The organism is Rhizobium sp. CAU 1783, assembly GCF_054551725.1.
In genome coordinates this window covers 785557-800384 of the sequence record NZ_JBTOLM010000001.1, presented here as the reverse complement: position 1 = coordinate 800384, position 14828 = coordinate 785557, and the positions used below count along the sequence as shown (strand labels likewise).

Here is a 14828-nt window from a genome sequence, read left to right as displayed (position 1 = left end):
GGCCGCGTTCCGATCAAACCTCGACCAGCCCGACCTTCTTGACCTGACGGATCGTCAGCATGGTGCGCACGGTGTGGACATGCTCGTTGGCGGTCAGCACCTCGATCACGAAGTCCTGAAACCGGGTCAGATTTTCCGCAACGCAATGCAGCAGGAAGTCGCTGTCGCCGGACACCATCCATGCCTGACGAACCATCGGCCAGCTTTCCGTGGCGGCGGCAAAGGCCTTCAGATTGCTTTCCGACTGATGCTTCAGCCCGATCATGCAGAAGGCCACGAGATCGAAGCCGAGCTTCGGCGCATTCAGCATCGCATGATAGCCTTCGATGATGCCCGCCTCTTCCAGCTTGCGAACCCGCCTCAGGCAGGGCGGCGCCGAAATGCCGACCCGCTCGGACAGCTCGACATTGGTCATGCGACCGTCGCGCTGCAATTCTCGAAGGATTTTGAGATCGATGGCGTCCAGCTCGGCTCTCAACACGCTCAGACCTTTCGTGGCGGATGTTCCAGACTTCTAGCTGAATCGCCGGATTTGGCAATAATCTGTCCGTGGCGAGCACAAAAATTGCCGTGCGACGGATTGCCTTGTTGGTATTGCAATGCTGACCTTGAATAAATGCATGGACCAATCATAAATGAGGCTACAAAGAAGCGGCGCGCGATCTTATATCGCCCCCTCCCTTGCCCGCTTTGAAAGGAACCACCATGACCGCCCGCCACACCAAGGTGCTGATCATCGGGTCCGGCCCCGCCGGATATACTGCCGCGATCTATGCCGCCCGTGCGATGCTGAAACCCGTATTGATCGCCGGCATGGAACAGGGCGGCCAGCTGATGATCACTACGGACGTGGAGAACTATCCGGGCTTCGCCGATCCGATCCAGGGCCCGTGGCTGATGGAGCAGATGCTCAACCAGGCGACCCATGTCGGCGCCGAGATCGTCAACGATCTGGTGACGGAAGTCGACCTGTCGCGTCGCCCCTTCACCGCCCGGACCGATTCCGGCCAGGTCTGGACCGCCGACACACTGATCATCGCCACCGGTGCCAAGGCCAAGTGGCTCGGAATCGAGAGCGAACAGCATTTCCAGGGCTTCGGCGTATCGGCCTGCGCGACTTGTGACGGCTTCTTCTATCGCAACAAGGACGTCATCGTCGTCGGCGGCGGCAACTCCGCCGTCGAGGAAGCGCTGTATCTCTCGCACATCGCGAAGTCGGTGACCGTCGTCCACCGCCGCGACAGCTTCCGTTCGGAAAAGATCCTGCAGGAACGCCTGTTCGCCAAGGAAAACATCAAGGTGATGTGGAACACCGAGGTTGCCGAGATCACCGGTGCACCGGCAAAGCCGCCGATGCCGCCGTCGGTCTCCGGCGTCAAGTTGCGCGACACCCAGAACGGCGCCATCACCGAGATGCCGATCGACGGCGTCTTCGTTGCGATCGGCCATGCGCCGGCGGTCGAACTGTTCAAGGGCAAGCTGAAGCTCAAGCCGAACGGCTATCTGTGGACCGCACCCGACTCGACCGCGACGGACGTCGAGGGCGTCTTCGCCGCCGGCGACGTGACGGACGACATCTATCGGCAGGCCATCACCGCGGCGGGCATGGGCTGCATGGCAGCCCTGGAAGCCGAGCGCTTCCTGTCGGCCGCACCGGTCCGGGCCGAAGCCGCGGAGTAACGACATGAGAGGGGGCGGCATGCCGTTGGATTGGGACAAGTTGCGCATTTTTCATGCGGCCGCCGAAGCCGGGTCTTTTACCCACGCGGCCGACAAGCTGCATCTGTCCCAATCGGCGATCAGCCGCCAGGTCAGCGCGCTGGAACAGGATATCGGCGTCAAGCTGTTCCACCGCCACGCGCGCGGGCTGATCCTGACCGAGCAGGGAGAACTGCTCTACCGCACCGCCCATGACGTGCTTCTGAAACTCGAAACGGTCAAGATGCAGCTGACCGAGACGACGGAGAAGCCGAGCGGCAAGCTGCGCGTCACGACGACCGTCGGCCTCGGCCAGGGCTGGCTCACCGACAAGGTGCAGGAGTTTCTGCAGCTCTATCCGGACATGTCGATCCAGCTGATCCTCGATAACGAGGAGCTCGACGTGAACATGCGCCATGCCGACTGCGCCATCCGCCTTCGCCAGCCCCAGCAGTCGGACCTCATCCAGCGCAAGCTGTTCACCGTGCACATGCACGTCTATGCCGCCCCCTCCTACATCAACCGCTATGGCGAGCCGCAGTCGATCGAGGATCTCGACAATCACCGGATCATCACCTTCGGCGAACCGGCGCCGGGTTACCTTCTCGACGTCAACTGGCTGGAAGTCGCCGGTCGCACCTCCGACAATCCGCGTGTTCCCCATCTGCAGATCAACAGTCTGACCTCGATCAAGCGCGCCTGCCTGCTTGGAATCGGCATTGCCATGCTGCCCGATTACATCGTCGGCCGCGATCCTGGGCTCCTGCAGCTGGTAACCAGCGCCGATGTCCCCTCGTTCGATACCTATTTCTGCTATCCGGACGAGATGAAAAACGCCGCCAAATTGAAAGCTTTCCGCGATTTTATTGTCGCAAAGGCGCGAAACTGGAACTTTTAGTTCGAAAAGCAGGTCAAATCGTTAAGTCCTGCGGTCACTGCATGTCTGACATGCATAAAAAAGCATTGTTCACTGCACAAAAAACCACCATATCGCACACAGCTGATGCACATGGTGGCTTTTTCCTCCCAGTTCCACCGCAGCAGCTGTTCCCCTCTGGAGGTTTTTGACCTTCACAATTCAAAGGGCCCTGGAGCAATCCGGCGGCCCTCTTTTTTTGCTTTGCATCAATTCCGACGATGAACGGTCGGCCTGAAATTCCGCCGAAAAAAGTTCAGCATGGTGTATCAAAAATGAACACTTTTCGGTTTCCTTTAACGATGCGGCGAGTTGACGTGCGCCGTTGCGGCCATATGTGAAACGGGAAATGCCGTTTTGGACAATTGCAGATGAATCTCGACGAAACCCTCAAAGCGCTTGCGCACCCTGCCCGGATCGAAATGCTCGTATGGCTCAAGGATCCGGCCAAGCACTTTGACCACCAGCCGCAACCTCTGGAAATGGGCGTGAGCGCCGGCCAGTTCGAACGCTGCGGACTTTCCCAGTCGACGGTCTCGGCTCACCTCGCGACGCTTCAGCGCGCCGGCCTCATTTCATCGACCCGGGTCGGCCAGTGGGTTCTCTACCGCCGCAACGAAGATGTCATCGGCGCCTTTCTCAACGCCTTGAACAAGGTGCTCTGAGACCCCAGATGCAGTCTCCCGGCGCGCTCCTCCCACTTGGCGCCGGAAAGGAGATTTGCAATGACCAGCCTCTTCGATCCGATCTCCCTCGGACAGATTACCCTTGCCAATCGCATCGCCATGGCGCCGCTCACCCGCAACCGGTCGCCGGGCGCCGTTCCCAACGACCTCAACGTCACCTATTACGAACAGCGTGCCACGGCCGGCCTGCTGATCTCTGAAGGCACGCCGATCTCTCAGCAGGGCCAGGGCTATGCCCAGGTGCCCGGTCTCTATCTTCCGGAATCAATCGAAGGCTGGAAGCGGGTCACCTCCGCCGTCCATCACGCCGGCGGCAAGATCGCCGTGCAGCTGTGGCATGTCGGACGCGTGTCCCACACCTCGCTCCAGCCGAACGGCGGCCAGCCCGTGGCCCCGTCGGCGATCCGCGCCAAGTCCAAGACCTTCATCATCAACGATGACGGCACCGGGGCATTCGCCGACACGTCGGAACCGCGCGCGCTCGCAATCGAGGAGATCCCCGGCATTCTGGAGGATTATCGCCGCGCCGCCCGCGCCGCCATCGATGCCGGCTTCGACGCCGTCGAGATCCACGCCGCCAACGGCTATCTGATCGACCAGTTCCTGCGCTCGAGCGCCAACGCCCGCACCGACGCCTATGGCGGCTCCATCGAGAACCGCACCCGCTTCGCCGTGGAGGTGGTGGATACCATCGTCAAGGAGATCGGCGCCGGGCGTACCGGCATCCGGATCTCGCCAGTCACCCCCGCCAACGACATTTCCGACGCGGATCCCCAGCCGCTCTTCAATCTCCTGATGGAGAAGCTTGCGGCTTACGATCTCGCCTTCATCCACGTGATCGAGGGTGCGACCGGCGGACCGCGCGACAACCTCCCCTTCGACTGGGCCGGTCTGAAGGCTGCCTACAGCGCCGCCGGTGGCAAGGCCGCATGGATGGTCAACAACGGCTATGACCGCGAGATGGCAATCGAGGCGGTCGCCAGCGGCCGCGCCGACATCGTCTCCTTCGGCAAGCCGTTCATCTCGAATCCGGACCTCGTCCGCCGGCTGAAGGAAAATGCGCCTCTCAACGAGGCGGACCGTGCGACCTTCTATGGCGGCGGTGCCGAGGGTTACACGAACTACCCGAAGCTCGCCTGAGGCGACGTAAGCTCGCGCAATGAAACGCCCCGCGGTCGGCCCGCGGGGCTTATTGCCGTCAGGCACTCTTCTCCGCAGCGCTCGCAGAAAGCAGCCGAGGCGAACTGGCGACTTTGCGTTCCCCCGCCCCCTCAAGGCACCCCAGGCTTTCGAGCGTCACGCGGATCGCCTCGTCGATCGGCGTCCTCGGCTCTGCACCGAGGAATTCGACGAGCCGCGCATTGTCCATCCGGATCGCCTCACCCCAGAGGTAGCGCATTTCGAGGATCTCGCGGAAAAGCGGCACGAAGGGCGACGCCAGACGCGTCAGCCACCAGGGAAAGGCCCTGACCCGAAGGCCTGGCTTGCCGGTTACCCGCCGGATCGCATCGGCCATTTGCCGACCATCCGGGTCGTAGAAGCCGTCGATGTGGAAGCGAGCGAACATCGGCAATCGGTCCGCCTGGGCAATCAGTTGGACCATTGTCTCCGCGACGTCCGGCAGGTAGGCCCATTGATGTCCGACACCCCTGGCTCCCGGATTGCCGATAGACGACAGAGGCTTGCCGGGCTTCACGACGCCCTGGGCGAACCAGTTGTTGCCGGCGCCCGGACCGAAGAAGTCACCTGCCCTGACGATCAGGACCCGAACGCCTTCCATCGTCGCCGCTTCCAGGCGCTTCTCAAGCTCGACACGTATCCTGCCCTTCCGCGTGGTGGGGTTCTGCGCACTGTCCTCCCGCAAGATCGCAAAGGCATCCGGGCCAAAATTGTAGACGGTGCCGGGCATGACAATGCGGGCACCTGACGACTTGGCGGCGGCGATCGTGCTGTCGATCATCGGCAGAACCAGCTCTCCCCAATTGCGGTAGCCCGGCGGATTGACCGCATGGACGATGAGAGCCACGCCCCGAGCCGCGGCGATCACGTCGGCCGCTTGCATCACGTCGCCCTGTATCCACTCATACTGCGGCATCTTGCGTCTCATTTCCTCGACGCGGCGATGCAGAGCCCGTACCTCGTATCCGCGCCCAACGAGCTTTTCCGCCACCGCGCCGCCGACACCGCCGGTCGCACCGAGTATAAGTGCCACGGGCCGTTCGTGAATTTCTTCCGTCTGCATGATCTCGATCTCTCCATCACGTTTCGATGGCGAGAGTGTCGGCAATTTTTAAGCCATACGAAATTGCCAGAAATTCTCTTTCCGCTATACATATTTGTATGAACACAAGTATGAACTGGGACTACTATCGGACCTTTCTCGCTGTCTTGCGCGAAGGATCGCTGTCGGGCGCCGCGCGCAGCCTCGGATTGACGCAGCCGACGGTCGGGCGCCATGTGGACGCTCTGGAGGAGGCCAGCGGCGAGCCGCTGTTCCTGCGCACACCCAAAGGCCTGCTGCCGACGCCGACGGCGCTGACCATGCGCCCTCACGCCGAGGCGATGGCGGCGACCGCAGCCGCGCTCGAGCGCGCCGCCTCCGGCAGCGTCGATCGCATTTCCGGCACGGTGCGTATCAGCGCAAGCGAGGTGATCGGCATTGAGGTCCTGCCGCCGATCCTCGCCGATCTGCAGGAGCGACATCCCGGCCTGGTAATCGAACTCTCGCCCTCCGATGCCGTCGAGGATCTGCTCAACCAGGCGGCAGACATCGCGATCCGGATGGTCGAACCCGCGCAGGACGCCCTGGTCGCTCGCCGGGTCGGGTCGATCCCGCTCGGCTTCTACGCCCACCGGGGATACCTCGAAAGATACGGAATACCGCAGAGCCTCGCCGATCTTCGACACCACAGGCTGATCGGCTTCGACCGTCAGCTTGCCTATGTGCGCGCCATCCTGAACAACCGCCCGGACCTCGCCGAGGTGAATTTCTCGTTCAAGAGCGACAGCAATCTCGCCCAGTTCGCGGCCCTCCGGGCGGGTGCTGGTATCGGCATGTGCCAGGACGGCCTCGCCCGGCGCCACCCCGAGCTCGTCTCCGTCCTGCCCGGAGCGCTGGCGCTGTCGCTCGACACTTATGTCGTGATGCACGAGAGCCTGAGGACGGCACCGCGTTGTCGTGCGACCTTCGACGCGCTGTTGGCCGGCTTGCGCGACTACATGAAGCGATAAGGAGCAATCGATGAACGAACTGACACGCGCCGAACGCGACGCCTCTGAAGGAACCGGCAACCGACCCACCGGCGGCTTTGCGCCTCTTGTCCCGGAACTCGATGTCTCCAGCATTGAGGCGAGCCTGGCCTTCTGGTGCGGCGCCCTCGGCTTTCACATCGCCTACCAACGACAGGAAGCAAGGTTCGCCTATCTCGAGAGGCAGGGCGCGCAAGTCATGCTGTGTGAAATCAACGGCAACTGGCAGACGGCCCCGCTCCAGCGGCCGTTCGGACGTGGCGTCAACTTCCAGATCGCCACGGACGACCTTGATTCAACACTTGAAGCACTTCACAAACTGGATTGGCCACTCTTCGAAGAGCCCGCCGAAAGCTGGTATCGCGTTGGCGACACCGAGGAGACCGGTTCGCGGGAATTCCTTGTCCAGGATCCTGACGGCTACCTGATCCGGTTTTCCCAGTCGATCGGCAGCCGCGTCGTATCCTAGGCCGGCCGGTCGCCCGCTTCATAGTGATCGACGATCTCGACCTCGGGTCGGTCGCCGCCGTCACTGTATTCGTAGTGCCATTTGCCCTTTTCGTCCTGATAGCTGATCTTGACGGGCTCGTCGCCGACCTGCTGCTCCTGCATCACGATCCGTGCTGCCTCCAGGGCCTCGTCGTGGCTGGCGAAGCTTTCGGAATAGACGTTGCCGAGCCTGTAGGCCCATCCCCCGTCGTGGGGAACGATCTCGTAGGCAACCTTGATCATGATGTCCTCCTTTCATCAGTACGTGCGAAGTATCGCACCAAGTCCCCAAAACAGCAAACACGATCGGGCGGGGAACTGTTCCCGGCCCTTGCTCGTTTGCCGGCCTTCGGATTAAGAATTCCACGGGGCAGCCAGGGGAACGTCAGTGTTCAAAGAAGAAAAGATCCTTTTGTTTCCGTTCCTTCTGGCGATCGGCGGATTCAGTTTCGAACATCAGATCCTGGAGATGGGTGCGACGGTTTCACTCATCGCCGCGGCCATCCTGATCGCCGCGATCCTCGCCGCCTCGCTTCGTGTCGCCCATCATGCCGAAGTGCTCGCCCTGAAGGTCGGCGACCCCTACGGTACGATGATCCTTACCTTGTCCGCCGTCGCGGTCGAGGTCCTGATCCTGGCGATCATGATGAGCGACGCGGGCTCGTCTCCTACCCTAGCGCGCGACACGATCTATTCTGCCGTGATGCTGGACATCAACGGCATCCTCGGGCTTGCCGCCCTGCTCGGCGGGCTGAAGCACGGCGAGCAACCCTACAACGACGATTCGGGAAAGACCTACGGCGTGATGATCCTCACCGCCATGGGCATCTCGATGGTCGTGCCCGAATTCGTGCCGCGCGACCGCTGGCAGTTCTATTCCGTCTTCACCATCGGCGCGATGATCGCCCTCTACAGCCTGTTCCTGCGCATGCAGGTCGGCACCCATAGCTACTTCTTCAGCTACAGCTATCCGCGCGGCAAACGCCAGGACGCCGAGGAACCCGGTCATGCCGAGGCGACGGAACCGGCCGCCCGATCGATCGGCGTCATTCTCTTTGGTGTCGTGCTGATAGGCATCCTTGCCGAGTTCATGTCGAGCTTCATCAATACAGGCCTCAAGGACACCGGCGCGCCGATCGCCCTCACCGCCATCCTCGTCGCCGCGATCTCCGCCGGACCAGAGATCCTGACGGCGCTACGCGCCGCGCTTGCAAACCGCATGCAGGCGACTGTCAACATCGCCATGGGCGCCTCGCTTTCCACCGTCATCCTCACGGTCCCCGCCATGGAAGCGATCGCACTCTATACCGGCCAGCCCTTCGTCATGGCGATGACGCCGGTCCAGACGGTCATGGTTGCCATCACGCTGATCGCGGCGGCCATCAATCTCAATGACGGCGAGACGAACGCGATCGAGGGCATGACCCATTTCATTCTCTTCGCCACCTTCATCATGCTGTCTCTGATCGGACTCTGAGTTTCACATCGCATTCGTCAGCGGAACTTTTCCCGCCGCCTCGTCATTCCCCGGATGCCGATCCACATCTTGTCGGGTGCATCGCCGCATTCTCAACAAGATGACGGACCAGACATCCTCCCGGTCACCGGGGGGGCAAACTCGGGAGCCGAATCTTGAAGAGATTGGACGTTATCGATGGCATGCGGGGCTATTTCCTCGTCTTCATGCTGATCAACCACCTGGTCTTCGCCGGCGGCCTCTGGCTCGTCCAGATCAACCACCGCAACCTGGCCTTTGTCGAGGATGCGCAGGGCTTCGTGTTTCTATCCGGCCTGCTCACCGGCATGGTCTATGCGCGCAAGATGCTGAAGGACGGCTATGCCGTGGCACGCGACCGGATCTGGTCGCGGGTGTTCGAGCTCTATCGCTACGCCATGGGCATCGTCCTGGTGATCCTCGCCCTTCAGCTCGTGCTGCCGGGTGCGTCCGCCATCTGGACCAACTGGCTCGGCGGCACTCGGCTCGACGATCCGCTGCGATTGGCGGCGATCGCCGGCTTCCTGTTCCAGCCAACCTTCATGGACATCCTGCCGCAATACATCGTCTACATGTTCTTTGCCCCGGCGATCATCTGGCTCTGCCTCCAGGGCCGCTGGACGACCGTCGCGATCGTCTCGGCCCTGTTGTGGATGGCAGCCCAGCTCGGCCTCCAGCGCGCCCTCACCTACCCGGTGAGCGACTGGCTCGCCGGGGCGCCGGACAAGGAGGGCGTCCGCGCCTCCTTCAACCTGCTCGGCTGGCAGGTGGTCTTCTATGCCGGTCTGATCGCCGGCACGCTGACCTCGATGAAGAAAATCGAGTGGACCCGCGTCTTCGATCCGCAGAAGGACTTTCTCGCCAAGGCGTCCCTCGCCGTCTGCATCTTCTTCCTGCCGCTCCGTATCATGACCGCGCACCAGCTGATGCCCGGCATCGTGCTCGAAAAATTCGGTCTTATGGAAGTGCGCGCCGACTTCGGCCCGGTCTATCTCCTGAACTTTGCCGCCGTCGCCTATGGCCTCGCCTGGCTCCTGATTGCCGGCCCCCGCCACGAGAACCGGACGATCCGCCGGATCTCCGGCGGCCTGACGAACCTGTTCTCGCTGGGCTTCCTCCAGCTTCTCGGCCGCCATTCGCTGCAGATCTATGTCTGGCACGTGCTGATCGTCTACGCGGTCTTCTATCTCGACGGCCGCTTCGGGGAGTTTTCCCAGGCGACCAAGACGGTCATCGCCTTCGGCTCGCTGGCGCTGCTGAGCCTTCCGGCGCTCTGGCGCGAACGCAACCGCACCGCAACGCCGCCAAAAGCAGCACCTACCAAGCTGCCGCCAGTCATGAAGCCTGCGGCCACCTGATCAGTCTACGAATGCGCGAAACGAAAAGGGCGGGACCGCATGGCCCCGCCCTTTTCTTGTGCCGCGGTGATGCGACGGCCGCTTACTTGCAGGCCGCGCAAAAACGCTGGATGCGCTTGCAGGCTTCTTCGAGAAGGGCTTCCGACGTCGCATAGGAGATGCGGAAATTCGGGCCGAGACCGAAGGCCGAGCCGTGCACGACGGCCACGCCTTCGGTTTCGAGAAGCTCGGTGACGAAGTCCTCGTCAGTCTCGATGACCTTGCCCGACGGTGCGGTCTTGCCGATCAGGCCGGCGCAGGACGGGTAGACGTAGAAGGCACCTTCCGGCGACGGGCAGGAAATGCCCTTGGCCTGGTTCAGCATCGAAACGACGAGGTCACGACGGCCTTCGAAGATCTTCTTGTTGGCCGGAATGAAGTCCTGCGGACCGTTGAGCGCCTCGACGGCTGCCCACTGCGCGATCGAGCAGGCGCCCGAGGTTTGCTGGCCCTGCACCATGTCCATGGCCTTGATCAGCTCGATCGGGCCGGCCGCATAACCGATGCGCCAGCCGGTCATGGCATAGGCCTTGGAGACGCCGTTCATCGTCAGGGTGCGATCATAGAGCTTCGGCTCGACCTCGACCGGGGTCGCGAACTTGAAGTCGCCATAGGTCAGGTGCTCGTACATGTCGTCCGTCAGGATCCAGACATTCGGATACTTGACCAGAACGTCGGTGAGAGCCTTCAGTTCGGCATGGCTGTAGGCAGCACCCGACGGGTTGGACGGCGAGTTGAAGATGAACCACTTGGTCTTCGGCGTGATCGCCTTTTCCAGGTCGGCGGCGGTCAGCTTGAAGTTGTTGTCCTGCGTGGTCGCGACGAAGACCGGCGTGCCGCCGCACAGCGCCACCATTTCCGGATAGGAAACCCAGTAGGGAGTCGGGATCACGACTTCATCGCCCGGATTGAGCGTCGCCATGAAGGCGTTGAAAAGAATCTGCTTTCCGCCGGTGCCGACGATCGTCTGCTCGGGCTTGTAGTCGAGGCCGTTCTCGCGCTTGAACTTCTCGGCAATCGCCTTGCGCAGTTCCGGAATGCCCGAAACCGGCGTGTACTTCGTCTCGCCGCGGTTGATTGCGTCGATGGCGGCCTTCTTGATGTTGTCCGGCGTATCGAAATCAGGCTCGCCGGCGCCGAGGCCGATCACGTCACGGCCCTTGGCCTTCAGCTCGCGGGCTTTCTGCGAAACTGCGATGGTTGCGGAGGGCTTTACACGGGAAAGAGCGTCGGCGATGAATGCCATTGTGATTGTCCTGAAGCTGTTGATCGGCGGAACCTCGATCGGCCAAGGCCCCAGGTTCAAGTTCTATGGCGAAATCGCCTCCCCGTTTCAAGCGGAAAGCGCGGCACCGCAACAATCGCGATCATTTCATCTTTTAAGGTTTTCTTAATTCCGGGGTAATTGTTGCACGCTAAACTCGATCGCAACGCCCATGATGGGCAATCGAGACGCGAACCGATGACCACGAACAGCATCTACTCCCAGCTCGTGAAGCACGAAGGCGCCTGGTCGACGGCCTATGGCCCCTTTGTGCTGCGTTCCGCCCTCCAGCCGATTTTCCGCCGGCTGCCCGAGGGACATTACGATATTCACTGCTTCCAGGGCCTGGTTCGTGCCGAACGCAATGGCGAAGCCTATCCGCCCTCGCAGTTCTTCCCGCTCGTCGAACCACAGGATCTGCCTGGCATCGACAGCCTGCTGCGAAGCATTCACATCCTGAACGTCGGCCTGCTCGGCCGCAACCGTGCCTCGGTGCTCGTCAGCTTCCAGCCGATGCTCTACACCGGCACCCCGGAACTTCGCCACGAACTCGACCGCATGCGCCTCGCCGCCCACGAGGCCGGCATCACGCCCGACCGCATCATCTGCGACATCTCGGCGGCCAACGGCAATGTGAAGATCACCGCCCGCGCGATCGAGCAGTTGCGCTTCGCCGGTCTGCGCGTCTCGATGTCCAATTATGAGGCGAGCGAACACGACATCCAGGACATCCTGGCGCTCCGGCCGGACTTTGTCCGTTTCGATGGCGACTGGGTTCGCGATTATCTGCACAACTCGGCCGGCTTCGCGCTGCTGCGTGTCATCGTCCGTCAATTGCAGGAAGAAGGCATCGAGCCGATCTTCGAACGGCTGGAAGACACCTGGCAGGTCGACCTTTGCGCCGAGCTCGGCGTGACCCTGCTGCAGGGCTATGCGCTTGCCCGGCCGCAGATCGCCCCGACCTCGTTCAACGACGAGTTCCCGGAAATGCTGCTGCCGCCGGCCGCGCCCTTCACCCCGCAGGCGGAGACGGCGCCGGCCTATCAGCCACCGATCATGGCCCGCGCGGAACCGGCGCTGCGCCCGGTTCGGGTGTTCGGCAAACGGCGCTGATGCGCCACTCCGGAACAACCGGCAGCAGAAACCCCGAAAAGACTTCGATTTTCACAATAACGCCACGATAAATACAGTGTGGCGCCGCAATTCGGTCCCCGAGAAGTCTACAAGCAGGCTTCTTCTTCTCGCATTGAACTATTTTATTGCGAGGGGTATCCGATGTTTCTGGAAGACGAGAATGCCGCAACGCTGAAGTGCCTGCACCGGGTCGCCCGACATGGCCTGGTGGCACTGGCAGCCATCATCGCCTGTGTCGCCATGCTGATCGGCCTTGCCGTCACGGCCCATGCCGAGACGCCGCCACCGCAGGACGTCAAGTCACCCGCCCTTGTCCGGCCCAATGACATGAACATGGGCGGACTGCTGTTCCCCGCCAAGGAGCCGGGCTTCTTCGTCGAGGCGCCCCGCCTCAAGACGGACGTCGCGATCGAGGTGTCCGGACCGGTCGCCCGCGTGAAGGTGACCCAGCGCTTCCTCAACCCGTCCAAGGGTTGGGTCGAAGGCACCTACGTCTTCCCGCTTCCGGAGAACTCGGCCGTCGATGAACTGCGTATGCAGATCGGCGACCGCTTCATCGAAGGAAAGATCAAGCCGCGCGAGGAAGCTCGCCAGATCTACGAGCAGGCCAAGGAAGAGGGCAAGAAGGCCGCCCTGCTCGAGCAGCAGCGCCCGAACATCTTCACCAACGAGGTCGCCAATATCGGCCCGGGCGAAACCATCGTGGTCCAGATCGAATACCAGCAGACCATTCGCCAGTCCGGAGGCGAATACTCCCTGCGCTTCCCCATGGTGGTCGCACCCCGCTACAATCCGATGCCGATCGTCGAGGCGGTCGAGTTCAACGGCAATGCCGGCTTTGCCGTGCCGCAGGACCCGGTCGAAAACCGCGAAAAGATCGAGGCGCCCGTGCTCGACCCGCGCGAAAACGCGAAGATCAACCCGGTCGCCCTGACCGTGGATCTCAAGGCGGGCTTTCCTCTCGGCGAGGTGAAGTCCGCCTTCCACGAGGTCGCGATCACCGAAGACGGTGCCGAACACCGCCGGATCGCCTTGAAGACCGAGAGCGTGCCCGCCGATCGCGATTTTGAACTCACCTGGAAGGCCGCTCCCGGCAAGCAGCCGAGCGCCGGCCTGTTCCGTCAGGTGGTCGACGGCAAGACCTATCTTCTCGCCTTCGTGACCCCGCCCCAGACTCAGGTCGAGACACCGGCGGCAAACCGCGAGACCGTCTTCGTCATCGACAACTCAGGTTCCATGTCCGGCCCGTCGATCGAGCAGGCCAAGGAGAGCCTTGCGCTCGCCGTCTCGAAGCTGAAGAGCACCGATCGCTTCAACGTCATCCGCTTCGACGACACCATGACCGATTTCTTCGGCGGCCTCGTTCCGGCGAGCCCCGACAACCGCGAGAAGGCGATCGCCTATGTGCGCGGACTGACCGCCGACGGCGGCACGGAAATGCTGCCGGCCCTCGAGCAGGCCCTGCGCAACCAGGGTCCGCGCGCCGCCGACAGCCTGCGCCAGGTCATCTTCCTCACCGACGGCGCGATCGGCAACGAACAGCAGCTGTTCGAGGAAATCACCGCGAACCGCGGCGACGCCCGGGTCTTCACCGTCGGAATCGGTTCCGCCCCGAACTCCTTCCTGATGACTCGCGCCGCCGAACTCGGCCGCGGCACCTTCACCCATATCGGCTCGGAGACGCAGGTCGCCGAACGCATGGGCGAACTGTTCGGCAAGCTGGAAAACCCGGTGATGACCGACATCGCCGCGATCTTCGACGGCGCCGGCGCCCAGGACATCACGCCCGATCCGGTCCCCGACCTCTATGGCGGCGAGCCGGTCGTTCTGACGGCCGAACTCGCCGGCACGAACCCGACCGGCAAGCTCCAGATCGTCGGCAAGACCGGTGCGCAGCCCTGGCGCGTCGAGATGGACATTGCCAATGCCGCCGAAAGCGCAGGCATCTCAAAACTCTGGGCCCGCCGCAAGATCGACGACATCGAGGCGAGCGGCTACAACAGCGCCGATCCCGCCGCGACCGACAAGGCGATCGAACAGGTCGCGCTCGCCCATCACCTCGTGTCCCGCATGACCAGCCTCGTCGCGGTCGACGTCACACCGTCGCGCCCGAAGGACCAGCCGCTCGACCAGACCAGGCTGCCGCTCAACCTGCCCGCCGGCTGGGACTTCGACAAGGTCTTCGGCGAAATGCAGCCCCAGCCTGTCGGTTCCCCTGCCGGCGATCGCGCGATGAACTCGACCGTATTGCCGGAAGCCGCAGCCGCCGTCGAAAGCGAGATGGCTGCCGCCCCCACACCGGCTGTCGCCCAGCTGCTGGCCAAGAAGGCGGCGCCGCAAGTCGCCCTGCCCCAGACCGCGACGCTGGCCGATCAGCGCATCCTGCTCGGACTGATGATGCTGTGCTTCGCCGCAATGGCGGCGGGCGGGCTCGCCCTCTGGCGCCGCAGCCTGAAGGACCTCATGAGCGCCGCGGGGACACGTCGTGGCTGAGGATCGA

At 62.6% G+C, this 14828-nt stretch carries 14 protein-coding genes; 10 read left to right on the top strand and 4 right to left on the bottom strand.

What is annotated here, in order from left to right; all coding sequences use genetic code 11:
• Window positions 1-13: 13 nt before the first annotated feature.
• A complete protein-coding gene (locus ACX93L_RS03655; RefSeq protein ID WP_459403572.1) occupies window positions 14-481 on the bottom strand; it encodes an Lrp/AsnC family transcriptional regulator in 468 nt (155 codons plus the stop codon).
• A 224-nt stretch (window positions 482-705) separates the two neighbouring features.
• On the opposite strand from ACX93L_RS03655, the gene trxB reads away from it, so the two are divergent.
• The 4 genes from trxB to ACX93L_RS03635 all read left to right on the top strand — a co-directional run bounded on the left by trxB (window position 706) and on the right by ACX93L_RS03635 (window position 4440).
• On the top strand, window positions 706-1680 hold the full coding sequence (trxB, locus tag ACX93L_RS03650; RefSeq protein ID WP_459403571.1) for a thioredoxin-disulfide reductase: 975 nt from the start codon (window positions 706-708) through the stop codon (window positions 1678-1680).
• Between the two features lie 19 nt (window positions 1681-1699).
• Entirely contained in the window at window positions 1700-2596 is an 897-nt protein-coding gene (locus ACX93L_RS03645; protein ID WP_169587016.1) for a LysR family transcriptional regulator VtlR, read from the top strand.
• A 389-nt stretch (window positions 2597-2985) separates the two neighbouring features.
• Window positions 2986-3279 carry an ArsR/SmtB family transcription factor gene (locus tag ACX93L_RS03640; RefSeq protein WP_459403570.1) on the top strand — a complete coding sequence of 98 codons (294 nt, stop codon included), beginning with the start codon at window positions 2986-2988 and terminating at the stop codon, window positions 3277-3279.
• 60 nt (window positions 3280-3339) lie between these two features.
• Window positions 3340-4440 (top strand): alkene reductase, encoded by a 1101-nt coding sequence (locus tag ACX93L_RS03635; RefSeq protein WP_459403569.1) that lies wholly within the window; start codon window positions 3340-3342, stop codon window positions 4438-4440.
• A 58-nt stretch (window positions 4441-4498) separates the two neighbouring features.
• Here the strand turns inward: ACX93L_RS03635 and ACX93L_RS03630 are convergent, their stop codons facing one another.
• Window positions 4499-5542 (bottom strand): NAD-dependent epimerase/dehydratase family protein, encoded by a 1044-nt coding sequence (locus tag ACX93L_RS03630; protein ID WP_459403568.1) that lies wholly within the window; start codon window positions 5540-5542, stop codon window positions 4499-4501.
• Between the two features lie 98 nt (window positions 5543-5640).
• Between ACX93L_RS03630 and ACX93L_RS03625 the strand changes: the two genes are divergently transcribed.
• Together ACX93L_RS03625 and ACX93L_RS03620 are read left to right on the top strand one after the other, a co-directional pair.
• On the top strand, window positions 5641-6531 hold the full coding sequence (locus tag ACX93L_RS03625; RefSeq protein ID WP_459403567.1) for a LysR family transcriptional regulator: 891 nt from the start codon (window positions 5641-5643) through the stop codon (window positions 6529-6531).
• 10 nt (window positions 6532-6541) lie between these two features.
• Window positions 6542-7018 carry a bleomycin resistance protein gene (locus ACX93L_RS03620; RefSeq protein ID WP_459403566.1) on the top strand — a complete coding sequence of 159 codons (477 nt, stop codon included), beginning with the start codon at window positions 6542-6544 and terminating at the stop codon, window positions 7016-7018.
• On the opposite strand, the gene ACX93L_RS03615 is transcribed toward ACX93L_RS03620, so the two are convergent.
• Window positions 7015-7281 (bottom strand): DUF2188 domain-containing protein, encoded by a 267-nt coding sequence (locus ACX93L_RS03615; protein ID WP_169587004.1) that lies wholly within the window; start codon window positions 7279-7281, stop codon window positions 7015-7017. The genes ACX93L_RS03620 and ACX93L_RS03615 overlap by 4 nt on opposite strands.
• Window positions 7282-7426: 145 nt before the next feature.
• Between ACX93L_RS03615 and ACX93L_RS03610 the strand changes: the two genes are divergently transcribed.
• Together ACX93L_RS03610 and ACX93L_RS03605 are read left to right on the top strand one after the other, a co-directional pair.
• The gene (locus ACX93L_RS03610; protein ID WP_459403565.1) at window positions 7427-8515 is read left to right on the top strand and encodes a calcium:cation antiporter; all 1089 of its coding nucleotides are present in this window, start codon (window positions 7427-7429) and stop codon (window positions 8513-8515) included.
• 155 nt (window positions 8516-8670) lie between these two features.
• Window positions 8671-9891 (top strand): OpgC family protein, encoded by a 1221-nt coding sequence (locus ACX93L_RS03605; RefSeq protein ID WP_459403564.1) that lies wholly within the window; start codon window positions 8671-8673, stop codon window positions 9889-9891.
• A gap of 82 nt (window positions 9892-9973) precedes the next feature.
• On the opposite strand, the gene ACX93L_RS03600 is transcribed toward ACX93L_RS03605, so the two are convergent.
• Window positions 9974-11176, bottom strand: coding sequence for a pyridoxal phosphate-dependent aminotransferase (locus tag ACX93L_RS03600; RefSeq protein WP_459403563.1), 1203 nt, complete (start codon window positions 11174-11176; stop codon window positions 9974-9976).
• Window positions 11177-11392: 216 nt separating this feature from the next.
• On the opposite strand from ACX93L_RS03600, the gene ACX93L_RS03595 reads away from it, so the two are divergent.
• Together ACX93L_RS03595 and ACX93L_RS03590 are read left to right on the top strand one after the other, a co-directional pair.
• Window positions 11393-12307: an EAL domain-containing protein gene (locus ACX93L_RS03595; RefSeq protein ID WP_459403562.1), complete on the top strand. Its 915-nt coding sequence runs from the start codon at window positions 11393-11395 to the stop codon at window positions 12305-12307.
• A 162-nt stretch (window positions 12308-12469) separates the two neighbouring features.
• A complete protein-coding gene (locus ACX93L_RS03590; protein WP_459403561.1) occupies window positions 12470-14821 on the top strand; it encodes a marine proteobacterial sortase target protein in 2352 nt (783 codons plus the stop codon).
• Window positions 14822-14828: the final 7 nt, after the last annotated feature.